A 22,162-nucleotide genomic window follows, 5' to 3' on the forward strand; every position below is an offset into this window, starting at 1 on the left:
CTTCTGGCATCTGCATAAATATGCTGATTCCTATGCTATCTTTTTTGATCAAAAACCTATCTTTACCGCTTAATTTACGATAGCCTGAAATGAATTCTTATTCTATAAAAGAACTGCTTAACAAACAACCTATTGGAGATACCGTTGAAATAAACGGATGGGTAAAAACATATAGAAGCAACCGATTTATTGCCTTGAACGATGGCTCGACCATACACAATTTGCAATGCGTTGTAGATTTTGAAAATTTTGATGAAGATTTGCTCAAACAAATCTCTACGGGTGCGGCTTTAAAAATTTCAGGAAGCCTTGTGGAAAGTCAAGGAAAAGGGCAAAGTATAGAAATTCAAGCAACTGATGTTTTTGTTCATGGCACCGCCGATCCAGAAACATATCCCATCCAACCCAAAAAGCATTCTTTAGAGTTTTTAAGGGAAAAAGCTCATCTTAGGGTGCGCACAAACACATTCTCAGCAGTTATGCGCGTTCGTTCTGCACTATCTTTTGCCGTTCACAGCTATTTTCAACAAAATGGTTTCTATTATATGCATGCTCCCATCATTACCGGCTCTGATGCCGAGGGTGCTGGTGAAATGTTTAGAGTAAGCACTTTGGACCCAAAAAATACACCTTTAAATGAAAATGGCGATGTAGATCATACAACCGATTTTTTTGGCAAGGAAACCAATCTTACCGTTTCCGGACAGTTGGAAGCCGAGACTTATGCCATGGGCCTAGGTAAGGTATATACTTTTGGACCAACATTTAGAGCTGAAAACTCCAATACTTCAAGGCATTTAGCTGAGTTTTGGATGATTGAACCTGAAATGGCTTTCTATGATTTGGATGCCAATATGGATCTTTCGGAAGATTTTATCAAATGGATATTGCAATATGTTCTGGACAATTGTAAGGATGATCTAGAGTTTCTTGAAAAACGACTTCTAGATGAAGAAAAATCCAAACCCCAAAACGAGAGGTCTGAAATGCCTCTTATAGAAAAGCTCAAGTTTGTTGTTGAGAATAATTTCAAGCGTGTATCCTATACGGAAGCAATTGATATTTTAAGAAATAGCAAACCCAACAAAAAGAAAAAATTCCAATTTCCAATTAATGAATGGGGAGCGGATTTACAAAGTGAGCATGAGCGTTTCTTGGTAGAAAAACACTTTAAGTGTCCTGTAATTCTTTTTGACTACCCTGCAAACATCAAGGCCTTTTATATGCGTTTAAATGAGGACGAAAAAACCGTACGCGCTATGGATGTGCTATTTCCAGGCATTGGAGAAATTGTTGGAGGATCACAACGTGAAGAGCGCTTAGATGTACTTCAACAAAAAATTAAAGATTTGGACATCGATGAAAAGGAACTTTGGTGGTATTTGGATTTAAGACGTTTTGGCACCGCTGTTCACAGTGGATTTGGCCTTGGTTTTGAACGTATGGTGCAATTTGCCACTGGAATGGGGAACATTAGGGACGTTATCCCTTACCCAAGAACCCCCCAGAATGCTGAGTTCTAAATTGAATTCTTAAATTTATAAGAAGGAAGATTAAATATCCTTATGCTAAAACAACATCTACAGTTTAAGCTTTCCCAAAAGTTGTCTCCGCAGCAGATACAACTTATGAAGCTAATTCAGCTGCCTACACAGGCTTTTGAACAACGCTTAAAACAAGAACTCGAGGAAAATCCTGCTCTGGAGAGTGGAAAAGCCGAAAGTGAAACCATGGATGAAGGTTTTGAGGATACTTACGATGATAGTGCTGATAGCGAGACCATTGCAGCAGAAGAAATCAATATTGATGATTATTTAAGTGACGATGAGATTCCCGACTATAGAACACAGACAAGCAACTATAGTCCAGACGATGATGAAAAAAGTATTCCGTATGCTTCTGGAACTTCTTTTAACCAATACTTGATCAACCAACTTAATACGGTTTATCTAGATGATGAAGAGTGGGCCATTGCAGAGTTTTTGGTGGGCAGTGTAGATGAAAGTGGTTATATACGCAGACCGCTTTCCGATATTATGGATGATCTTGCTTTTACCCAGAATATTTATGTTGAGGAAAATAAGATTAATAGTGTCCTTAAAATGGTTCAGGAATTGGACCCGCCAGGAGTAGCTGCCAGATCACTGGGGGAATGCCTTATTATTCAGCTGAAGCGTAAGGAGAAAAATCCAGCTGTTGAACTTGCCATTTCCATTCTGGAAAAATCTTTCGAGCAATTCACTAAAAAACATTATTCCAAATTACTTCAAAAGCATCATATTAATGAAGATCAACTTAAAGATGCTATTTCAGAAATTGAAAAACTGAACCCTAAACCCGGGGGGTCTTATGCTGGTAACACAAGAATCATTGAACATATTGTTCCTGATTTCTCCATTAAGATAGTTGAAGGTGAATTGGAATTAACCCTAAACGGTAGAAACGCCCCTGAACTTCATGTTTCTAGAGATTACAACAATATGTTGGAAGGGTATAAAAATTCTAAGGAGAAATCAAAATCCCAAAAAGATACCGTTCTCTTTATAAAACAAAAATTAGATGCGGCAAAGTGGTTCATAGATGCTATTAAACAACGTCAGCAGACCTTGTACATAACCATGAGCACCATCATGAACTATCAGAAAGATTATTTTTTAAGTGGTGATGAACGCAAGCTACGCCCTATGATCTTAAAGGACATTGCTGATCAGATACATATGGATGTCTCCACAGTGTCAAGAGTTGCCAATAGTAAATATGTTGATACGCCTTACGGAACAAAATTGATTAAGGAGTACTTTTCTGAGTCTATGAAGAATGAACAAGGAGAAGACGTATCAACAAAAGAAATTAAAAAGATACTGGAAACTGTTATTGGAGAAGAGCTAAAGAAAAAACCTTTAACGGACGATAAACTGGCAAAAATTCTGAAAGAACGAGGCTATCCAATTGCAAGACGAACTGTTGCTAAATATAGAGAGCAATTGGGAATCCCAGTGGCTAGGCTAAGAAAGCAAATTTAATGCGCCATTTCCATAATATTATCTCCTATATTTTCCATCCATTGTTCACCCCAATTGGAGGAACATTACTTTACTTTTTGGTGACACCAAAATACAGTTCATTAGAGATTCAAAGTGGAAATATTCTACCTATTTTTATTCTTACCGTAATCATCCCAATAATATTTTTTCTTATTCTTAAAAACTTAGGGATAATCAGCTCCATTTTTTTACCTACAGTAAAAGAACGAAAGTACCCTCTTTACATTAGTTGCATCTTATTATTGATGATTTTGTACAAGGTCATCCCGAACAACTATATTCATGAGTTATTTTATTTTTTCACTGGGCTTTTAACAGCAACAGGAGCAGCACTAATACTCTTGTTCCTTAAATTTAAAGCAAGTATCCATCTTTTGGGGATGGGTAGTCTTTTGATGTTTATGATAGGCTTAAGCATTCACTTTGAAATAAACATTACTCTGGCCATTAGTATTTTTACTTTATTGACGGGATTAGTTACTACATCTAGATTATACCTTAATGCACATAGTAAAAACGAATTGTTGATAGGATTCCTTATTGGGACATGTTCTCAACTTATTATTCTAAAGTACTGGCTATAGGATGTAGAAAATTATACCTATTCTAAGTACACGAATATCAATAGCCTCCCCGGTCTCAAGTGCAGTTCCATCTTCCAACAATGGATTTAGACTATAGTAGGCTTGAACATTCCAGGTGTTATATCCAAAGTTTAATTGTAGTCCATATTGAAAGCTCTGAATATCATCATTGGAAAAGCGCATTGTATTCGTATCGCTTACCATCCTAGAGCTACCAGAAAAAACGTACCCTAATTTAGCTCCTGCATAGATTCTCCAAAATTTATATTCATCAGCTGTTGATGTCCGCCATCTTAATTCTAACGGAATCTCAATAGCATGGGTTTCCAACTTGTTTCTTTCAAAATCTGAAGTATCCGAGACTCTATAAACTATGTTATTGCCAACTTCACTAGCCACTATATTACTGTAGTATGAATTTGTGGCATAGCCCAAACCTATTCCAATACCAAAATTCCTTCGTTGATTAAATGGAATGTCCTTTATAAAACCTGTTTGCAGGTTATATGATAGACTTCTCTGAACTACATCGGACGGTTTTTCCAATAGAAAGTTATATCCCAAACCAATGTAAAATTGATCTTCAAAATATTCAGACGACTTATTAGATGTATTATTGAAACCAGATTGTGCGCTTCCAAAAATTGAAAACAATAAAAAAGCAACACAGTTAAAATATTTTGTTGTCCCAACTAACATGTCATGTTTTCGTTTTAAAATAAAAAACGTCCCAAATTTATAATTTGGGACGTTTTCACTAAATCTAAGTTATTGCTTACTGTAAATTATTAAAAGCATTTCCTTCATAAGTCGTATAGTTGACTTTTAAGGCGTTTACTTCTCTTAATTGTTGCTTAATATCAGCGATAAGACCCATATTGGCTTCTTTATCAACCTTTAAAGCGGTAGTTAATACATTTTGTATTTCTTGAGGTTTCTTAGCGCGCTCTGCAAGAATATAAGAACCTACTTCATCCACATTGGCATATTTATCGTTCAATTGAATTTTTGGCTCAGTTCCAAAAACCTTTTGATATTCTCTTGTAGGCTTACCCACATAGATATAAATTACCCTGTCCTTCTTCTCCAATTTCTTAATTTCCGTTGCATTAGGAAGCGTATTTTCAACCATCAAAGAACTATCTTTCATCGTAGTAACCGTCATAAAAAAGAACAGTAGCATAAATACGATATCTGGTAATGAAGCAGTTGAAACCGCTGGCAAATCACCATCTTTCTTTTTTGCAAACTTTGACATATGATTATACTTTAGTTAGTTGATGTTTCCGCTTCGGAAAGTTTCTGAGGAAACATTTCTTGAATGCGCTTTACTTTGTCCTTAAGATCATCACGTACGGATTTAGGTGTTTCTGGATTCAGATATTCTGCCTCCATACTCGTGAAATCATCACCATACAAACGTTGAGCCTCACGGTTACGCAAATCATTATATGCGCCAACCAACTCATTCTGTACAGTAATATAGGTAGCATACTTAGTTTCCCTATCATTCTTTAGGGAAATAATCGCTTTTTCCGGATTATCTGATGAAGCTAAATCCTTTCTACCTTTGCAATAGTTACATGATCCATCACCGCCATTTTCCAAAAAAGCAACAGCAGCAGCTCTAAGATTTTTTAAATCCATTAAATCATCTTCTACCAATAATTGACCATTTCTATTGATGTTAACAGTAAAAATATTTTTCTGCTTAATAACCACATCAATATCATCTGGCGGATCCATTGGAGGCAACATACGATCTAATCCTGCATCCGTCTCAATGGTTGTAGTAACCAAGAAAAAGATAAGTAATAAGAAAGCTATGTCTGCCATAGAACCGGCATTCACTTCTGGTGCTCCTTTTCTTCTAGGCATAATTATATATTTTTACTTAACAAACATTTTTTTCAACCCTGGAATAACCATAAGCGCAACGGCAATAACAGTAAGGATAAAAAATACATTTAATCCCATACCTATATTCTTGACCGTACCTTCCGTAGCTCCAAGATTGGACATAGATTCTGCAACTTCTTTAGCTTCTTCTCCAGAAGAAAGTCCGTAAGAAATGGCAACAACAATTGCCAATCCACCAATACCAAATAATGCCTTTTTAAGGCTACCTGGTGTGGCCAACAATTTTTGAAGTCCAAAAAACACTGTTGCAATCACCGCGATGGCCAACAGAATATACATGATAATGAACATAAAGTTCATCGCGCCACTGTTTATTGCATCCGGATCATCTGCAGATGGCATAAAGAACCACAATGCTGCAGCTATCAACCCAATGGCAATAAGCGCTATTTTTATTAATTTATTCATGACTCTCGATAGTTTTAAATTTCGTAATTACTTTTTGTGTGCTGCCAACATATCTATTAAAGATATAGAGGAGTCTTCCATGTCGTTTACGATACTATCGATTTTTGCAATAATATAGTTATAGAAAATTTGAAGAATAATCGCAGTGATCAAACCAAATACCGTTGTCAATAACGCTACTTGAATATCTCCTGCAATTAGAGATGCACTCAAGTTACCTACTGCAGCAATTTTCTGGAAGGCAGCAATCATACCGATTACCGTACCCATAAATCCAAGCATTGGTGCAATAGCAATAAATAAAGACAACCAAGAAACGTTTTTCTCTAATTGTCCCATTTGAACTCCACCATAAGCAACAACAGCTTTTTCAGCAGATTCCAATCCTTCTCCAGCTCTATCCAATCCTTGGTAGAAGATAGAAGCAACAGGACCTTTTGTGTTTCTGCATATTTCTTTTGCAGCTTCTATGCCGCCAGAAGCCAATGCATCTTCCACTTGTTGTTTAAGCTTAGCCGAGTTGGTACTGGCCAAATTCAAATAAATAATTCTTTCAATCGCAACTGCTAATCCCAAAATCAAACATAACAGTACAATTCCCATGAAGGCAGGCCCCCCTTGAATAAACTGTTCTTTCAATACTTGAGTGAAACCTTTGCTAGCCTGAGCCGCAGCTTCTTCTTGTAACATAGCTGCAGATGCAGTCGTAGTTCCCAAAATAAACATTCCGGCTACAGCCAGAGTAGAGGATATTTTTTTCATCTCTTTCAAACTTAAATTTAGTTAGTTAATAATGTTAAAGATATAAAAATTTTATAATTGAAAAATTAAAATACCTAGCAGAGAGGAAGGGATTCGAACCCTCGATACACTTTTGGTGTATACACACTTTCCAGGCGTGCGCCTTCGACCACTCGGCCACCTCTCTATTATTATAGTTAGGCCGAGCAATAAACAAAAAAATAATTAGTTAATGAAATTTGAGGCGTTAATTTTAGTGCATTTCACCACGGAGCGATGTTTCAAAAATTGTCTTAAAGAGTTTACCGGAAATATTACTGCCCAAAAGATACATAGCTTTTGTTATAGCAGCTTCCGTCGTAATATCCTTTCCGTTAATCAATTGCATCTCCTTTAGCTTTTCGCTGGTCTCATAATGTCCCATTGAAACACCACCTCCAGAACATTGTGTTACATTAATAATATGTAACCCTCTGGCAATGGCTTCCCTCAGTTCATTTAGAAACCAATCATCCATTGGCGCATTTCCAGCTCCATAGGTTTCTAATATTACCGCTTTTAACCCAGGTATATGTAAAATGCCCGTTAGCACAGACCTATTAAGACCTGGAAAAAGCTTTAATACCACTATATTATCATCCATTCTCTTATGGACTCGTAAGATTTTTCCTTTATGATGTCTTTTAGCAAGGTATGAATCATGAACTTTTAAATGCACCCCTGATTCAACTAATGGCGGGTGGTTTAGAGAAGCAAAAGCTTCAAAATGTTCTGCATTAATTTTGGTTGTTCTATTTGCCCGATACAATTTATATTCAAAATATAGCCCTACTTCTTGCACAACTGGCCTTCCCTTTTCTTTTAGTGCAGCTATTTGAATGGATGTGATCAAATTCTCTTTCGCATCAGTCCGTAAATCCCCAATGGGAAGCTGAGATCCCGTAAAGATTACCGGTTTTGAAAGATTTTCCAACATAAAACTCAAAGCAGAGGCCGAATAGCTCATGGTATCACTTCCGTGCAGCACCACAAAACCATCATAAAGTTTATAATTATCTTCAATCATTGATGCTATTGTTGCCCAATGATCGGGATTCATGTTAGAAGAATCTATTGGTTCTTCAAAAGATATTCCCTTTATACTGCAATCCAATTGGTTGAGTTCTGGAATATTTCCAACCAACTCATCAAAATTAAAGGCTTTTAATGCTCCCGTTTTATAATCCTTTATCATACCGATGGTACCTCCGGTATAAATGAGCAGAATATTTGTTTTGTTTTTCATATGAGTTCTAAATACCAAAAACCTTTTTGGAATTATTCGTTGTTACTGAAGCAATCTCCTCTTGATCTATACCATACACCAAAGCAAGTTTTTCCAATACCTTAATTATATAGGAGCTTTCGTTCCGCTTTCCCCTGTATGGAACCGGCGCTAAATAAGGCGAATCTGTTTCTAAAACAATGTGTTGCAAATCCACTTCATTTAAAAATGTATCAATTTTTCCATTTTTAAAAGTGACCACTCCACCTATCCCCAATTTCATATTATATGATATAGCTTTATGGGCGTGCTCCAAAGTACCCGTAAAACAATGAAAAATTCCATGGAGATCTTCTGCTTTTTCCTGTTCCAAAATCTCAAAGATTTCATCAAAAGATTCCCGGCAGTGAATTACAATGGGAAGCTGATACTTTTTTGCAAGTTGAATCTGACGTACAAAAGCATCTTGTTGTTGCCTTAAAAAGCTTTTGTCCCAATAGAGATCAATCCCAATTTCCCCAACGGCACAAAAATTTCTTTCTGAAAGCATCTTCTCCACATGGACCAACTCCTCTTCATAGTTTTCTTTTACAGAAGTAGGATGAAGCCCCATCATTAAATGAACGTTTTCTGGATACGCAGCCTCCAAGTCCAGCATAGCTTGGGTATAGGCGGAATCTATTGCAGGAATAAAAAAGCGCTTTACGCCAGCTTCTATAGCTGTTTTTATCATTGCATCACGATCTTCATCAAAAGCTTCGCTGTATAAATGTGTATGCGTATCTGTTATAACCATAAAGCAAAAATAGGTTTATCTTTAATAAAAATAGTTGATGAAATCCCTCAAAAAGTTTCTGTTCTCAAAAAGTTATATTCGTATCCCTTTGGTCTTGACAGAAACCAATCATTTTGAAATAGTGGCTAAAATCAATGGTGTTTCTGGTCGATTTATTCTAGATACTGGAGCTTCCAACACATGTGTTGGTATGGATAAAATTGATTTTTTTAAAATGGTTTCTGAAGTTTCTGATATTAAAGCAGCCGGGGCTGGAGCCACGGAAATGGAAACCTTGGTCTCTTCCAAAAACAAGATTCAGATTGGCGACTGGAAAAAGAAGAAGCAAAAAATTGTCTTGTTTGATTTGGTCCATGTCAATGAAGCACTTACTTCCCATAATGCATTACCTGTGGATGGCATTATAGGTGGTGATGTCCTTAAAAAAGGTAAGGCTGTTATTGATTACGAAAAAAAGTGTCTCTATTTAAAGCTCTAAAGCCTTTTTCACATTCCCATCCATCAATAATTCCTCAGGACTTTCCAAAGCTTCTTTAACCGCGACCAAGAACCCTACAGACTCTTTGCCATCAATGATTCTATGGTCATAAGAAAGTGCCACATACATGATCGGCGCAATAACAACTTGCCCATCTTTAGCAATTGGACGCTCCACAATATTGTGCATTCCTAGGATAGCGCTTTGCGGTGGGTTTATAATGGGTGTAGACAACATGGAACCAAATACACCACCATTGGTGATGGTAAATGTACCTCCTGTCATCTCATCTACAGTAATCTCCCCTTCTCTAGCTCTTATTGCCAAACGTTTTACCTCAGCTTCAACACCTCTAAAAGTTAGGTTTTCTGCATTTCTAATAACTGGTACCATAAGTCCTTTTGGGCCTGAAACCGCTATACTGATATCACAAAAATCATAGGACAGCATTTCCTTGCCATCTATCATAGAATTTACGGCAGGATATAGTTCCAATGCGCGAACAACTGCTTTTGTAAAGAAAGACATAAAGCCTAGACTTACACCGTGTTTTTCTTTAAAAGTCTCCTTGTATTGCTTGCGCAATTCAAAGATTGGGGACATATCAACCTCATTAAAAGTGGTCAACATAGCAGTTTCGTTCTTGGCCGCAACCAAACGTTCTGCAACTTTTCTTCTAAGCATGGAAAGTTTAGAACGAGATTCACCTCTGCTTCCTCCAGTCGGTGACCCCATAGAAGGAACCGCTTTTACAGCATCTTCCTTAGTAATACGACCATCTCTTCCAGAACCCGAAACCGCAGTAGGATCAATTCCTTTTTCATCAAGAATTTTCTTTGCAGCTGGTGATGGAGTCCCTGACGCATACGTCTCCTTCTTTACTTCAGCTGGTTTTGAAGCTTCCACTTTTACTGATTCTTCCTTGGCTTCTTCTTTAACTGCTGGTGCTGCAGCTGAATCTCCTTCTGGTTTAGCTGCACTGGTGTCTATAAGACACACTACCTCGCCCACTGCAACAGCATCACCTTCCTCTGCTTTCAGTGTAATAGTACCACTTTCTTCCGCAGGAAGTTCTAAAGTTGCTTTATCTGAATCCACTTCAGCTATTGCCTGATCTTTTTCTACATAGTCTCCATCTTGCACCAACCATTCTGCAATTTCCACTTCTGTAATGGATTCCCCTGGTGAGGGAACTTTCATTTCTAAAACCATCTTATTCTAGTTTTAATGCTTTGTAAATTATCTTCTTACCATGTTGTCCTTGCTCTTGTCAAAGACATATTCTATTACTTGGGCATGCCTTCTTTGGGAACGCACCGCACTACCTGCGGCCGGAGCTCCATAAAATCTTCTGGATGCCACCCTAAATTGTTTTGCCTCGTCTAAATGCATCAATAAGTGACCCCAAGCTCCCATATTTCTTGGTTCTTCTTGGGCCCAAACCACATCATCCGCATTTTTATATTTTTTGACAATGCTTCGCATCTCTTTCACCGGCAATGGAAATAATTGTTCCAATCTAACCAATGCCACATCATCTCTTTTTAATTCTTCCTTCTTGCTCAATAGATCATAATAGAACTTACCTGTACAGAACACCAATGTTTTTACTTTGGATGCACTGGCCTTATCGTCATCAATTAGTGGCTGGAAACTTCCATTGGCCATTTCTTCTTTAGTGGACAATACTTTTGGGTGCCTCAATAAACTCTTAGGCGTAAAAACAATCAATGGTTTTCTAAAACCGGCCTTCATTTGTCTTCGCAATAAATGGTACATATTGGCCGGAGTGGTTACATCTGCCACATACATATTATCCTTAGCGCATAACTGAAGATATCTTTCCATTCTAGCGGATGAATGTTCCGCTCCCTGCCCCTCATATCCGTGAGGCAACAAAAGTACTAATCCATTTTGTAGCTTCCATTTATCTTCAGCAGAAGAAAGGTATTGATCAATTACTATTTGAGCTCCATTGCTAAAATCTCCAAATTGAGCCTCCCAAATAGTCAAGGTTTTGGGACTTGCCATGGCGTAACCATAATCAAAGCCCATTACCGCATATTCTGAAAGCAATGAATTATAGATATGGAATTTTCCATTTTGATTTTCACCCAACTCATTTAACAAAGTCACCTCTTCTTCATGCATCTCGGTTTTGATAACGGCATGACGATGTGAGAAAGTTCCCCTCTCCACATCTTGACCTGTCATACGGACATCATAGCCTTCTTCAATCAATGAACCATAAGCCAAAAGTTCTCCCATGGCCCAATCCAATTGATTATCCTCAAAGTACATTTTGTTCCTTGCTCCAACCAATCGCTCCAACTTTCTAAGAAATTTCTTTCCTTCTGGAAGAACGGTAATACTTTTTGCTATTTCATCAAGCTTCTTCAACTCATATGAAGTATCTATTGAACCCAACATAGCATCTTCTGCCATTTGACTGAATCCTTCCCATTCATCTTTCATAAATGGTGTAATTCTTGTCTTTTCAACTTTACGGGAATCCAATAAATCTTCCTCAAGGCTTTTCTTATATTCCACCTCAAGATTCTTTACATATTCTTTATCAATGACACCTTCGGCAATCAGTTTCTCTGCATAAATATCCCTTGGGTTAGGGTGCTTAGATATGGATTTATACAACAAGGGTTGTGTAAATTTAGGCTCATCACCTTCATTATGTCCATATTTTCGGTAGCCCAATAAATCTAAGAAAACATCTCTCTTAAAACGCATTCTATACTCCAATGCAAAAGTTGCGGCATGCACTACGGCCTCTGCGTCATCTGCATTTACATGTAGAACGGGCGATAAGGTTACTTTACCAACATCTGTACAGTAGGTAGACGACCTTGCATCTAAATAGTTGGTTGTAAATCCTATTTGGTTGTTGACCACAATATGAATGGTACCCCCTGTATGATAACCATCTAACCGAGCCATTTGTATTACTTCATATACAATGCCCTGTCCTGCAAAAGCTGCATCTCCATGTACCAAAATTGGAAGTACCTCTGAAACATTTTCTTGGTGGTGACGATCTTGTTTTGCGCGGGCAATTCCTTCCACGATGCCATTAACCGTTTCTAAGTGCGATGGATTTGGAGCAATGTTCATATTGACCATTTTCCCTGAATCCGTCTCTCGCATGGACGTCCATCCTAAGTGATATTTTACATCTCCATCAAAGATAGCCTCCTCATAATCCTTTCCATCAAACTCGCTAAAGATATCTTTTGGTGATTTGCCAAAAATATTGGTCAAAACACTTAAACGCCCTCGATGGGCCATCCCCATGACAAACTGTTTTACACCAGCACCGGCTGCTTTTTCAATAATAACATCCAATGCAGGAATCAACGATTCTCCACCCTCAAGGGAAAAACGTTTTTGTCCAACATATTTGGTATGTAAAAAACTTTCAAAAGAAACTGCTTCATTAAGCTTTCTGAGAATGTTTTTCTTTTCATCAGCAGAAAAAGTTGGCCGATTGTCATTTATGTTAAGCCAATCTTGAATCCATTGAATACGCTCCGGTGTACGAATATACATGTACTCCACACCAATAGCATCACAATAAATCCGTTCTAAATGGGCGATGATATTTTTAAGGGAACTTGGTCCGATACCAATAACTTTGCCCGCATCAAAAACAGTACCCATATCCTCATCTGCCAATCCAAAATTGGATACCTCCAATGATGGTTCATACCTTCTTCTTTCCCTTACCGGATTTGTCTGTGTAAACAAATGCCCACGAGAGCGGTAACCATCAATCAGACGTATCACCTGGAATTCCTTTTGCAAGGATTGTGGAATCTCTATTTCTTGACCGTTGGCCAAGGTCAATGACCCGTTTTCCGAAGCTACATCCAACTCGTCCAACGAGCTCTCAAGTCCAAAATCAAATCCTTGAAAGAAAGCCCTCCAACTAGGTTCAAGACTATCTGGGCTTGTTAGGTATTTATCATATTGCTCCGCAAAGAATGACGTATGCGCAGCGTTTAAAAAAGAATATTTATCCATAGACAGTTTCTACTAAAACCTATCTGAAAAATTTAACCAAAAATACAACAATTACCAGAGGTAGGTCAACAAACTTAATCATAATCGAAAAAATCTTTCAGGAGCTATATTTGTCCTTAAACCAAACTTTCTGCAACTCCCTTTTTAAAAGTAAAAAACATACTTCTGCAGAAGTATCCACCGCATCTTCAGCTTGAATTTTCTTTACCGCGCTTTCTGGAATATCCACAACATACAAAAGGTTCAGATATTCTTGAAACTTTTCTAAAATCAAGAAATATATTTTTTCATGCAAGATTTTTCTAAGTTCTTGGGGTTTTATATCCATGTTGAACTCTAGCCTAGCATTGGCCATTTCAAAATCCTTTTTTATTTGCGTGAGCAGTTTTTGGTAGAGCGACTCCTTTTGAGCCGTTTCCAATAATTCTTGACTGTTATTGAAGTTAATCAGCATACTTTATTTACGTACAACTTCCCGAGAAAGACTTATTCAGATTTATATATTTCCCCCTCTTTCATCACAAATACAACATTTTTTAATGTTTCCACATTATCCTTGGGGTTTTCATCTACAGCAACAATATCCGCTAAAAAGTTTTCCTTTAATTGGCCTAGATTACTGCCCATTCCCAAAAGTTCCGCATTGGTTACCGTAGCAGATTTTAGAGCTGCCATTATAGGCATTCCAGCTTCAACCATATAACTAAATTCCCTTGCGTTTTCACCATGTGGAAAAACCCCAGCATCTGTTCCAAAAGCAATTGGAACTCCTTTTTTATAAGCTCTTTGAAACATTCCCTGTATTTTAGGCCCTATATCTCTTGCTTTTTGCGCGACCACTTCTGGAAAATATCCAGGTATTTTTGCTTTCTCCGTCACTTGTTTGCCTGCCGTAATGGTCGGCACTAAGTACGAATTATGCTGAATCATTAAATCCATGGTTTCTTCACTCATCAATGTTCCATGTTCTATAGTTTTGATTCCTCCTTTTACAGCGCGTTGCATTCCTTCATCCCCATGTGCGTGAGCAGCAGTAAGCATATTATAATCCTTCGCAGTATCAGTAATTGCTTTTATTTCCTCAATCGTAAATTGTGGATTTTGACCACTCTTTGCAACACTCAAAACTCCGCCCGTAGCAGTAATTTTGATAACATCTGCCCCATCTTTATAACGTTGTCTTACTGCTTTTTTTCCATCTTCAGGAGAATTGACAACTCCCTCTTTTGGACCAGGATCCCCCATTAAAGACTTTTTCATTCCATTGGTTGGGTCTGCATGTCCACCAGTTGTTCCAATGGCCTTTCCAGCAGTAAAAATTCTAGGACCTACAACACTACCTTTATTGATAGCTTTTCTAAGTGCTATGTTTACTCCACTCCCACCTAAATCACGTACCGTTGTAAACCCCGCCATTAAAGTATTTTTGGCATACACTGTGGACTGAAAGGCCACATCCGCTTCATTATCCGTAAATCTTTGAATATAGGCACTGGGACTGGACTGTCCTTCTATATGAATGTGTAAATCGATAAATCCAGGGAGTACCGTTTTGTTTTTTAAGTCAACGACTTTGTCTTCTGCACCGCCTGTTTTGTATCCGTTTTGAATGGATTTGATACTATTCCCCGAAACAACAATGGTCTTTTCCGAAAGCACTTTTCCAGACTGCACATCAACTATTTTGCCACATTGAAGATAGGTTTCCTGGGCGAAGAGGATTGAAGTAAATAATGAGACGAATACTAAGAGGACGTTTTTCATATTTTTTGAATTAGCTAATTTGTGTCTTAAAAATAAGCATACATTCCTTCTCTACAATAAGAAATTCTACGACCTGAAATTAATTCAATAAAAAAACCCATCTAAAGATGGGCTTCCATTTACGTTTTGTATTCCTAATTTCTAATCTTTTGTTCCCAGTCCCATGCAGATTTCATGGAATCATCTAATGTAGACTGAGCTTTCCAGCCAAGAATTTGGTTCGCTTTTTTAGTGTCTGCGTAAGCTTGAATTACATCTCCAGGCCTTCTATCCACTATTTTATAGTTCAAATTTTTCCCTGATACTTTTTCAAAACTATGAATTACCTCTAGCACAGAACTACCTTTCCCTGTCCCGAGATTGAATACTTCGTAATTCGCTTCGTTTTTTTGATTTAGCAATCGCTTTAAAGCAACTACATGGGCTTTTGCTACATCAACCACATGAATATAATCCCGAATACATGTACCGTCCTCCGTTGGGTAATCATCACCAAAAACAGATAATTGCTCTCTAAGACCTATTCCCGTTTGTGTTATGTATGGAAGTAAATTTTGGGGAACACCTATGGGCAACTCCCCTATTTCTACTGTCGGATGCGCTCCTATGGGGTTAAAATACCGAAGTGCAATTGCCGCTAGTTGCGGATTTACATTGCAAGTGTCTTTTATAATTTCTTCACCAACTTGTTTTGTATTTCCATAAGGTGATTCAGCAGGTTTTACTGGAGCATCTTCAGTAATGGGAAGTTTATCTGCCTGTCCATACACAGTACAGGAAGAACTAAATATAAAATTGGACTTATCTTGTTTTGTAAGCTCTTGAAGCATATACACCAAAACCCCAAGGTTGTTTTCATAATACAAAAGTGGGTTTTCAACACTTTCTCCAACTGCTTTGGAAGCTGCAAAATGAATTACACCTTCAATATTATTATGTTTTGCAAAGAATTGTTGAACATCAGTCTTGTTGCGAAGATCCATTTTCTCAAAAATGGGTTTCTTCCCCGAAATCGCCTCGATACCTACCAAAACATCTTCAGAAGAATTGGATAAGTTATCAATGATTACCACCTCAAAACCTTCATTCTGAAGTTCAACTACGGTATGAGAACCTATAAATCCCAAACCTCCTGTTACAAGTACTTTCATGCTTAATTATTGGTTTACAAAATCTATGACCAAATTGGTTATAAATTGAATTTGCTCATCATCCAGTTCTGTATGCATAGGAAGTGAAATCACTTCCTTTATCAATTGATTGGTCACTGGAAAATCAGCTTCATTATAGCGTTCATCCACGTATGCTTTTTGGCTGTGCAAAGGAATTGGATAATACACTCCACAAGGAACGTTGTTATCATTTAAATGTTGCACCAATCCGTCTCTTTTTTCGTTCAATATTCGTAAGGTATATTGATGAAAAACATGACAATCACATGGGCCGCAGATTCCATCACAACTATTTACCGTCTTAGGAACCACTATATTACTATGCCCTTTAAAGGCCTCTGAATATTTTCTGGCAGCTTCCCTTCGTTTTCTATTATAGTTGTCCAAATTAGGAAGTTTTGCTCTTAAGACAGCCGCTTGGATGGAATCTAGTCTGGAATTTACACCAACCACGTCATGATGATATCTTTTATACATACCATGATTTACTATTCCACGGATGGTGTGGGCCAAATCATCATCATTCGTAAAAATAGCTCCACCATCTCCATAACATCCGAGGTTTTTTGACGGAAAAAAGGATGTAGAAGCAACGTGCCCAATAGTTCCCGCTTTTCGTTTTTCTCCACTTTGAGAAGTATAGGTTGCACCAATTGCTTGAGCATTATCCTCGATTACATACAAATTATGCTTTTCAGCCAATTGCATTATTGCATCCATATCTGCACATTGTCCAAACAAGTGCACCGGAACTATAGCTTTTGTTTTTGGTGTAATTGCTTTCTCAATGGCTTTTATATCAATATTGAAAGTATCGGGCTCAACATCAACTAAAACAGGAGTAAGATTTAGAAGGGCTATGACTTCCACTGTGGCAGCAAATGTAAAGTCCGCCGTGATAACCTCATCTCCGGGTTGTAGACCAAGACCCATCATACATATTTGAAGTGCATCTGTTCCATTTGCGCATGGAATTACATGCTTAACATTCAGATATGCTTCCAATTCCTTTTGAAAAGCATGAACTTGAGGCCCATTAATAAAAGCTGAAGAATCTAGAACTTCTGAAATCGAATTGTTCACTTCATCTTTTATACCTTCATATTGACTTTTTAGGTCAACCATTTGTATTTTCTTCATCCAAGATATATTATGGCATAAAATTAAGAAATTAAGGCACCATAACCACCTATTGATGAAAGAATGTATTTTAGCGGAAATATGATGTTTGTGCGCTTCGTTTACAACTTTTTAATTACGCTCTCTTGGATTGTTTTAAGGATCATTGCGATTTTTAGCACCAAAATGAAATTGTTTGTCTCTGGGAGAATGGGCGTATTTAAACAGTTGAGCACAAAAACATCCAAAGATGATCGGTTTATCTGGATGCACGTTGCGTCTTTGGGGGAATACGAACAGGGGCTTCCTATTTTGGAAAAAATAAAATCCGACTACCCATCCCATAAAATTGCACTTACCTTTTTTTCCCCATCTGGTTACGAGGTAAAGAAAAATACTCCCATTGCCGATATTGTTGTCTATCTACCCATGGATACCATATCCAACACGAAAAAATTTCTTGACATGGTCAAGCCAGAACTTGCAATTTTTATAAAGTATGAAATTTGGCCCAATTACCTTTATGAATTGAGACAAAGAAATATTCCGACCGTATTGGTTTCTGCCATATTCTCCAATAGGCAAATCTTTTTCAAACCTTTTGGTGGTTTTATGAGAAATAGCCTGAAAACTTTTTCTCATTTTTTTGTTCAGGATAAAAACTCAAAAGACCTATTATCATCCATAGATTTTAAAAATGTAACGGTTAGTGGTGACACTCGTTTTGATCGCGTCTTGGAAATTTTACAAAGAGACAATTACTTAGATTTTATGAGCGAGTTTAAAAAAGATAATCACTGTTTGGTAGCAGGCAGTACATGGCCTCAAGATGAAGAAATCTTGGTCAACTGGATCAACATCTCGAGTGAACAATTAAAATATGTCATTGCTCCGCATACCATTAAAGAAATTCATGTTGAAAGATTAAAAAGCAGTATTTCAAAAAAATCGATTTGCTTTTCAAAAATAAAAGGAGAAGACCTTTCCAATTTTGATGTAATCGTTATAGACACCATTGGGCTTTTGACAAAAATTTATAGCTATGCTGATATAGCCTATGTGGGCGGCGCTTTTGAAACTGGCCTGCACAACACTTTGGAACCAGCAGTTTATGGCATACCTGTAGTTATTGGCCCAAAATATAACGGGTTTAAGGAGGCAGAGGATTTGGTTGAAGAAAAAGGGATACAGGTTATTGCAAATAACAAGGAGTTCAACGAATTGATGAAACGCTTCATTAACGATAGTGACTTCAGAGAAAGCACTGGTAAAATCAATTCAAAATACATCAGCAAAAATATAGGTGCAACGGAGCAGGTTATGACCTACATTGAATCTGTTCTTTAATTTTTTCCTAGTTTTAAGAAAATCAACTTACTATGAACAATCGCATATTTAAGATTTCGCTCACCGCTGCTTTAGCGGGTTTTTTATTTGGTTTTGACACGGTTGTCATATCAGGAGCTAATCTACCCATTAAGGAACTTTGGGACACCTCTCCCCTTTTTCATGGGGTTTTTATTATGAGCATGGCTTTATGGGGAACTGTTTTGGGTTCACTATTTGGAGGAATCCCCTGCGATAAATTAGGTAGAAAAAAGACCTTAATATGGATTGGGATACTTTATTTTATCTCTGCTCTTGGCTCCTCTGTAGCTCAAGACCCTTATCTTTTTTCATTCTTCAGGTTTATTGGCGGTGTTGGAGTTGGAGCTTCATCTGTAGCAGCACCTATTTATATTTCAGAAATTTCCACACCTGAAAACAGAGGAAAGCTCGGTGCTATGTACCAATTCAATATTGTCTTTGGTATTTTCATTGCTTTTATATCCAACTATTTACTAAAAGGTTTTGACGGTGCCAACGATTGGCGATGGATGCTAGGTATTGAAGCTGTTCCTGCCTTGGCATATACAGCAATGGTTTTTTACATTCCCAATAGTCCAAGATGGCTTATTACCAAAAAACAAGATGAGAAGGAGGCGCTTAAAGCTTTGGAGTTTATTACCAACGCGGAAGTGGCCAAACTTAGGTTACAAGAAATTAAAGAAGCACTTGGGAAAACTTTTTCCAAGGAAAAGCTCTTTTCTGGAAAATACAAGAAACAATTGTTGTTAGCTTTTTTAATAGCATTTTTCAACCAACTTTCAGGTATAAATTTTGTACTCTACTATGCACCAGAAATATTGGAGCGTGCAGGTCTAGCATCAAAGGAATCTTTGTTCAGCTCTATTTCCATTGGTATTGTAAATCTAGTTTTTACGCTCATAGGCATCCGCTTAATTGATCGTCTGGGGCGTAAACAATTAATGAAAATTGGCTCCTTAGGTTATATTATGAGTTTGGCTATGGTGGGTTGGTGTTTTTATGCAGATGCCAGTTCGACCTTGTTGCTAGCTTTTATTTTGGTTTTCATTGCATCACATGCCATTGGACAGGGAGCAGTAATATGGGTGTTTATTTCTGAAATATTCCCAAATAACGTACGGGCCTCTGGCCAATCTTGGGGCACTGGCACACATTGGATTTTTGCCGCTGTCATAACTTTGGTCACCCCAATTTTCTTGGATGCTGATAAAGGAATTTTTCGAGAGAACCCTTGGCCCATTTTCTTGTTCTTTGCCTTAATGATGGTGCTTCAATTGCTATGGGTGATTTTTGCAATGCCAGAAACAAAAGGAGTAACTTTAGAAGAACTGGGCAAGAAATTAAGTTCCAACAAGTCCAAATCCAATTAATCCATACAGGACATACTTAAAAGTTACCCGTTAATCGAATAACAATGTGGAATTTATAATTGATACATGAATAATTCCTTACATTGTTAGAAATTACACTATTATGACTGATGAAATTTCTTTTGGCAATAAAATGCTGGTTGGCTTTTTACGGCTGATGGTATTTGTGCTAGTGCTTATATTGGTTGCTATTCCCGTTTGTATTCTATTGGATTTTCTTGGTTTATTGCCATCATAAAAACTTTTAAAAGTTAAAAAGGTTCAGAACAAACCTTTCCATCTACAATAGAGGTCAATATTAAAGACGTTGTCAATTCTCCGTAGACAGCAAGTCTCGTATTTAAATCCTCTAGGTGCTTTGGATCACGCACATAACCTCTCATTAGCATGCAATCATGCCCGGTAAGTTTGTGGCATTCGCAGATTTCTGGTACCGAAGGAATGTAATTCTCGAACTGCTGAACCTGACCAAATCTGATTTTGATTGAAATATAAACACCCAGGGAATAGCCTAAAGCGTGCATATTCAACTTTGTATTGTAGCCTTCAATAATTCCCGCATCTTCCATTTTTTGAATTCGTTCCGCCACTGTAGGAGAAGCTAGTCCAATTTTTTGAGAAATCTCTTTTAAGGACACTCTTGCATCACTTTGTAAAGCTTCTAAAATTTCCCAATTCAATTTATCAACCTTCATTTATTATTATATTTAATTAAAAAACATTCAAAAATAACTAAAATTAATATAATTACATTATTTAATAATTTGAAGTCTTAGTTTGGTGTTTTAATTTTGATATCACACAAATGCAACAAATTATGACTCCTAAAGATTTAAACCAAGATGAATTTGATTCATACTATCAGCGTTATATTGACAAGCTTTCCACTAGTATTTCTTTAAAGGAAGGGTTTGCAATAGGGCAAAAGCAGGTAATCAGTTTCTTTAAAACTATCCCCATTAAAAAACATGGCTATCGTTATGCTCCGCAAAAGTGGAGCATAAAGGAAATATTGCAGCACCTAATAGATACCGAAAGAATTTTTATGTATCGCTGTTTTAGAATCGCGAGAAAAGACAAAACCCCATTGGCCGGTTTTGATCAAGGCATTTACATGGCCCCTTCCAATGCTGATAAAAAAACTATGGAAAGCCTACTGAATGAATATTCAACAACTCGGCAATCATCAATTTTTTTGTTGAATAGTTTATCTGAAAATGACTTGAAGTGTATAGGTAATGCCAATGGCAGTGCAATGTCTGCGAGGGCAGCGGCCTTTACAATTATTGGCCATGAAATATGGCATACTGAAATTATTAATAAGAAATACCTCGATAAATAATGCTAACGATTAGGCCAAACTGCGAACATTGTGATAAAGATTTACCCAACACCTCAACAGATGCGATGATATGCTCTTTTGAATGCACTTATTGCACTACATGTGCTTTGGAGGTTTTTCAAAATGTGTGTCCAAGCTGCGGTGGCAATTTTGAGAAAAGGCCCATTAGACCTAAAAATATGGTGCTAAAGCACCCTGTTAGCCATAAAAGAGTATTTGCTCCAAAAGATTTAGAAAAAGCACAGATTCTAATGACCAAATTAAAAGACACACCTCCCAAAAAAAGATAAGTATGCAATTTGAAACCTATAAACCGAGAAAAATTGAATTCTTGCAACTATCAGAAGTGGATAATTGGAAAATAAAAATCTATTCGATTACGAATAAAGAAAAATTCACTTCTTTTAATATTCTTCAAAAAGTAGTTGCTAAACTTCCTATATGGCTCAATAGGGCTGCAGAATCACATATTCCCTCTCACAAAATTGCATTCTTAATTGTTCATGAAGCCAGGGAAGGAGTTTGGGTACTTTTAAACTGGTGGACGGGCGGTGAAATGATCGAAACCAAAGTCTATTTTGTGGATTATGAAACTCCCAATATTATCCGAAAATCGCCCTACGGAACTAATTCTCTATTATGTGTTTGGGAATTGGAGGTTTTTTTACACGAAAGAAAAACATGGATTAAGGAAGTACTTCTAAACGCTGATAATCCAAGGTTTAACAATTACTTAGAAGATGTTATAAAAAACTGA

At 37.2% G+C, this 22,162-nt stretch carries 23 protein-coding genes and 1 tRNA gene; 9 read left to right on the plus strand and 15 right to left on the minus strand.

Translation table 11 applies throughout. The annotated features are described in order from the left end of the window. Positions 1-89 precede the first annotated feature (89 nt). From asnS to LV704_RS05195, 3 genes are read left to right on the plus strand one after another with little or no spacing between them, the layout of a single operon-like run. Positions 90-1,523 (plus strand): asparagine--tRNA ligase, encoded by a 1,434-nt coding sequence (gene asnS / locus LV704_RS05185; protein ID WP_163421406.1) that lies wholly within the window; start codon positions 90-92, stop codon positions 1,521-1,523. A gap of 42 nt (positions 1,524-1,565) precedes the next feature. After that, positions 1,566-3,023, plus strand: a complete 1,458-nt coding sequence (gene rpoN / locus LV704_RS05190; RefSeq protein ID WP_163421405.1) for an RNA polymerase factor sigma-54 — start codon at positions 1,566-1,568, stop codon at positions 3,021-3,023. Beyond that, the gene (locus LV704_RS05195) at positions 3,023-3,628 is read left to right on the plus strand and encodes a hypothetical protein (RefSeq protein WP_163421404.1); all 606 of its coding nucleotides are present in this window, start codon (positions 3,023-3,025) and stop codon (positions 3,626-3,628) included. The genes rpoN and LV704_RS05195 overlap by 1 nt, the downstream gene beginning before the upstream one ends. On the opposite strand, the gene LV704_RS05200 is transcribed toward LV704_RS05195, so the two are convergent. The 8 genes from LV704_RS05200 to LV704_RS05235 all read right to left on the minus strand — a co-directional run bounded on the left by LV704_RS05200 (position 3,623) and on the right by LV704_RS05235 (position 8,757). Further along, positions 3,623-4,327, minus strand: a complete 705-nt coding sequence (locus LV704_RS05200) for a porin family protein (protein ID WP_163421403.1) — start codon at positions 4,325-4,327, stop codon at positions 3,623-3,625. The genes LV704_RS05195 and LV704_RS05200 overlap by 6 nt on opposite strands. Before the next feature lie 76 nt (positions 4,328-4,403). Next, positions 4,404-4,886 carry a biopolymer transporter ExbD gene (locus LV704_RS05205; protein WP_163421402.1) on the minus strand — a complete coding sequence of 161 codons (483 nt, stop codon included), beginning with the start codon at positions 4,884-4,886 and terminating at the stop codon, positions 4,404-4,406. A gap of 11 nt (positions 4,887-4,897) precedes the next feature. Beyond that, complete coding sequence (locus LV704_RS05210; RefSeq protein WP_163421401.1) at positions 4,898-5,506, minus strand: biopolymer transporter ExbD; 609 nt, start codon at positions 5,504-5,506, stop codon at positions 4,898-4,900. 12 nt (positions 5,507-5,518) lie between these two features. After that, the gene (locus LV704_RS05215; protein WP_163421400.1) at positions 5,519-5,956 is read right to left on the minus strand and encodes a hypothetical protein; all 438 of its coding nucleotides are present in this window, start codon (positions 5,954-5,956) and stop codon (positions 5,519-5,521) included. 27 nt (positions 5,957-5,983) lie between these two features. Then, a complete protein-coding gene (locus LV704_RS05220) occupies positions 5,984-6,718 on the minus strand; it encodes a MotA/TolQ/ExbB proton channel family protein (RefSeq protein ID WP_163421399.1) in 735 nt (244 codons plus the stop codon). Between the two features lie 78 nt (positions 6,719-6,796). Further along, a tRNA-Ser gene (locus tag LV704_RS05225) sits at positions 6,797-6,884 on the minus strand. Positions 6,885-6,950: 66 nt separating this feature from the next. Beyond that, on the minus strand, positions 6,951-7,982 hold the full coding sequence (locus tag LV704_RS05230) for an asparaginase (protein ID WP_163421398.1): 1,032 nt from the start codon (positions 7,980-7,982) through the stop codon (positions 6,951-6,953). 7 nt (positions 7,983-7,989) lie between these two features. Beyond that, complete coding sequence (locus LV704_RS05235) at positions 7,990-8,757, minus strand: TatD family hydrolase (RefSeq protein ID WP_163421397.1); 768 nt, start codon at positions 8,755-8,757, stop codon at positions 7,990-7,992. Between the two features lie 37 nt (positions 8,758-8,794). On the opposite strand from LV704_RS05235, the gene LV704_RS05240 reads away from it, so the two are divergent. Continuing rightward, complete coding sequence (locus tag LV704_RS05240; RefSeq protein ID WP_163421396.1) at positions 8,795-9,235, plus strand: retropepsin-like aspartic protease; 441 nt, start codon at positions 8,795-8,797, stop codon at positions 9,233-9,235. Here LV704_RS05240 and odhB read toward each other — a convergent pair. The 6 genes from odhB to LV704_RS05270 form a co-directional block, all read right to left on the minus strand. Beyond that, the gene (gene odhB / locus LV704_RS05245; RefSeq protein WP_163421395.1) at positions 9,224-10,447 is read right to left on the minus strand and encodes a 2-oxoglutarate dehydrogenase complex dihydrolipoyllysine-residue succinyltransferase; all 1,224 of its coding nucleotides are present in this window, start codon (positions 10,445-10,447) and stop codon (positions 9,224-9,226) included. The genes LV704_RS05240 and odhB overlap by 12 nt on opposite strands. Before the next feature lie 27 nt (positions 10,448-10,474). After that, positions 10,475-13,270, minus strand: a complete 2,796-nt coding sequence (locus LV704_RS05250; RefSeq protein WP_163421394.1) for a 2-oxoglutarate dehydrogenase E1 component — start codon at positions 13,268-13,270, stop codon at positions 10,475-10,477. A 97-nt stretch (positions 13,271-13,367) separates the two neighbouring features. Then, positions 13,368-13,724: a hypothetical protein gene (locus LV704_RS05255; RefSeq protein ID WP_163421393.1), complete on the minus strand. Its 357-nt coding sequence runs from the start codon at positions 13,722-13,724 to the stop codon at positions 13,368-13,370. Positions 13,725-13,756: 32 nt separating this feature from the next. Next, positions 13,757-15,034: an amidohydrolase family protein gene (locus tag LV704_RS05260; protein ID WP_163421392.1), complete on the minus strand. Its 1,278-nt coding sequence runs from the start codon at positions 15,032-15,034 to the stop codon at positions 13,757-13,759. 134 nt (positions 15,035-15,168) lie between these two features. Then, a complete protein-coding gene (galE, locus tag LV704_RS05265) occupies positions 15,169-16,185 on the minus strand; it encodes a UDP-glucose 4-epimerase GalE (protein WP_163421391.1) in 1,017 nt (338 codons plus the stop codon). A 6-nt stretch (positions 16,186-16,191) separates the two neighbouring features. After that, positions 16,192-17,346: a DegT/DnrJ/EryC1/StrS aminotransferase family protein gene (locus LV704_RS05270; protein ID WP_163421390.1), complete on the minus strand. Its 1,155-nt coding sequence runs from the start codon at positions 17,344-17,346 to the stop codon at positions 16,192-16,194. Between the two features lie 165 nt (positions 17,347-17,511). On the opposite strand from LV704_RS05270, the gene LV704_RS05275 reads away from it, so the two are divergent. Both LV704_RS05275 and LV704_RS05280 read left to right on the plus strand, forming a co-directional pair. Beyond that, positions 17,512-18,672, plus strand: coding sequence for a glycosyltransferase N-terminal domain-containing protein (locus tag LV704_RS05275; RefSeq protein WP_317164628.1), 1,161 nt, complete (start codon positions 17,512-17,514; stop codon positions 18,670-18,672). Between the two features lie 32 nt (positions 18,673-18,704). Beyond that, entirely contained in the window at positions 18,705-20,063 is a 1,359-nt protein-coding gene (locus LV704_RS05280; RefSeq protein ID WP_163421388.1) for a sugar porter family MFS transporter, read from the plus strand. Positions 20,064-20,314: 251 nt separating this feature from the next. Here LV704_RS05280 and LV704_RS05285 read toward each other — a convergent pair whose 3' ends face one another. Beyond that, entirely contained in the window at positions 20,315-20,758 is a 444-nt protein-coding gene (locus LV704_RS05285) for an Lrp/AsnC family transcriptional regulator (RefSeq protein WP_163421387.1), read from the minus strand. Positions 20,759-20,868: 110 nt separating this feature from the next. Between LV704_RS05285 and LV704_RS05290 the strand changes: the two genes are divergently transcribed. The 3 genes from LV704_RS05290 to LV704_RS05300 are packed head-to-tail and all read left to right on the plus strand — an operon-like array spanning position 20,869 to position 22,162. Then, entirely contained in the window at positions 20,869-21,405 is a 537-nt protein-coding gene (locus LV704_RS05290) for a DinB family protein (protein ID WP_233782149.1), read from the plus strand. Then, the gene (locus LV704_RS05295) at positions 21,405-21,695 is read left to right on the plus strand and encodes a DUF1272 domain-containing protein (protein ID WP_163421385.1); all 291 of its coding nucleotides are present in this window, start codon (positions 21,405-21,407) and stop codon (positions 21,693-21,695) included. Before LV704_RS05290 ends, LV704_RS05295 begins: the two co-directional genes overlap by 1 nt. 2 nt (positions 21,696-21,697) lie before the next feature. Next, positions 21,698-22,162: a hypothetical protein gene (locus LV704_RS05300; RefSeq protein WP_163421384.1), complete on the plus strand. Its 465-nt coding sequence runs from the start codon at positions 21,698-21,700 to the stop codon at positions 22,160-22,162.

The sequence above is a fragment of the Flagellimonas sp. CMM7 genome, from assembly GCF_021390195.1.
Taxonomy (GTDB): Bacteria; Bacteroidota; Bacteroidia; order Flavobacteriales; family Flavobacteriaceae; genus Flagellimonas.

Bases quoted from the DNA above. Each gene is read 5' to 3' on its own strand.
- asnS (WP_163421406.1), top strand. From the start codon at position 90: ATGAATTCTTATTCTATAAAAGAACTGCTTAACAAACAACCTATTGGA.
- rpoN (WP_163421405.1), top strand. From the start codon at position 1,566: ATGCTAAAACAACATCTACAGTTTAAGCTTTCCCAAAAGTTGTCTCCG.
- LV704_RS05195 (WP_163421404.1), top strand. From the start codon at position 3,023: ATGCGCCATTTCCATAATATTATCTCCTATATTTTCCATCCATTGTTC.
- LV704_RS05200 (WP_163421403.1), bottom strand. From the start codon at position 4,327: ATGTTAGTTGGGACAACAAAATATTTTAACTGTGTTGCTTTTTTATTG.
- LV704_RS05205 (WP_163421402.1), bottom strand. From the start codon at position 4,886: ATGTCAAAGTTTGCAAAAAAGAAAGATGGTGATTTGCCAGCGGTTTCA.
- LV704_RS05210 (WP_163421401.1), bottom strand. From the start codon at position 5,506: ATGCCTAGAAGAAAAGGAGCACCAGAAGTGAATGCCGGTTCTATGGCA.
- LV704_RS05215 (WP_163421400.1), bottom strand. From the start codon at position 5,956: ATGAATAAATTAATAAAAATAGCGCTTATTGCCATTGGGTTGATAGCT.
- LV704_RS05220 (WP_163421399.1), bottom strand. From the start codon at position 6,718: ATGAAAAAAATATCCTCTACTCTGGCTGTAGCCGGAATGTTTATTTTG.
- LV704_RS05230 (WP_163421398.1), bottom strand. From the start codon at position 7,982: ATGAAAAACAAAACAAATATTCTGCTCATTTATACCGGAGGTACCATC.
- LV704_RS05235 (WP_163421397.1), bottom strand. From the start codon at position 8,757: ATGGTTATAACAGATACGCATACACATTTATACAGCGAAGCTTTTGAT.
- LV704_RS05240 (WP_163421396.1), top strand. From the start codon at position 8,795: ATGAAATCCCTCAAAAAGTTTCTGTTCTCAAAAAGTTATATTCGTATC.
- odhB (WP_163421395.1), bottom strand. From the start codon at position 10,447: ATGGTTTTAGAAATGAAAGTTCCCTCACCAGGGGAATCCATTACAGAA.
- LV704_RS05250 (WP_163421394.1), bottom strand. From the start codon at position 13,270: ATGGATAAATATTCTTTTTTAAACGCTGCGCATACGTCATTCTTTGCG.
- LV704_RS05255 (WP_163421393.1), bottom strand. From the start codon at position 13,724: ATGCTGATTAACTTCAATAACAGTCAAGAATTATTGGAAACGGCTCAA.
- LV704_RS05260 (WP_163421392.1), bottom strand. From the start codon at position 15,034: ATGAAAAACGTCCTCTTAGTATTCGTCTCATTATTTACTTCAATCCTC.
- galE (WP_163421391.1), bottom strand. From the start codon at position 16,185: ATGAAAGTACTTGTAACAGGAGGTTTGGGATTTATAGGTTCTCATACC.
- LV704_RS05270 (WP_163421390.1), bottom strand. From the start codon at position 17,346: ATGAAGAAAATACAAATGGTTGACCTAAAAAGTCAATATGAAGGTATA.
- LV704_RS05275 (WP_317164628.1), top strand. From the start codon at position 17,512: ATGAAATTGTTTGTCTCTGGGAGAATGGGCGTATTTAAACAGTTGAGC.
- LV704_RS05280 (WP_163421388.1), top strand. From the start codon at position 18,705: ATGAACAATCGCATATTTAAGATTTCGCTCACCGCTGCTTTAGCGGGT.
- LV704_RS05285 (WP_163421387.1), bottom strand. From the start codon at position 20,758: ATGAAGGTTGATAAATTGAATTGGGAAATTTTAGAAGCTTTACAAAGT.
- LV704_RS05290 (WP_233782149.1), top strand. From the start codon at position 20,869: ATGCAACAAATTATGACTCCTAAAGATTTAAACCAAGATGAATTTGAT.
- LV704_RS05295 (WP_163421385.1), top strand. From the start codon at position 21,405: ATGCTAACGATTAGGCCAAACTGCGAACATTGTGATAAAGATTTACCC.
- LV704_RS05300 (WP_163421384.1), top strand. From the start codon at position 21,698: ATGCAATTTGAAACCTATAAACCGAGAAAAATTGAATTCTTGCAACTA.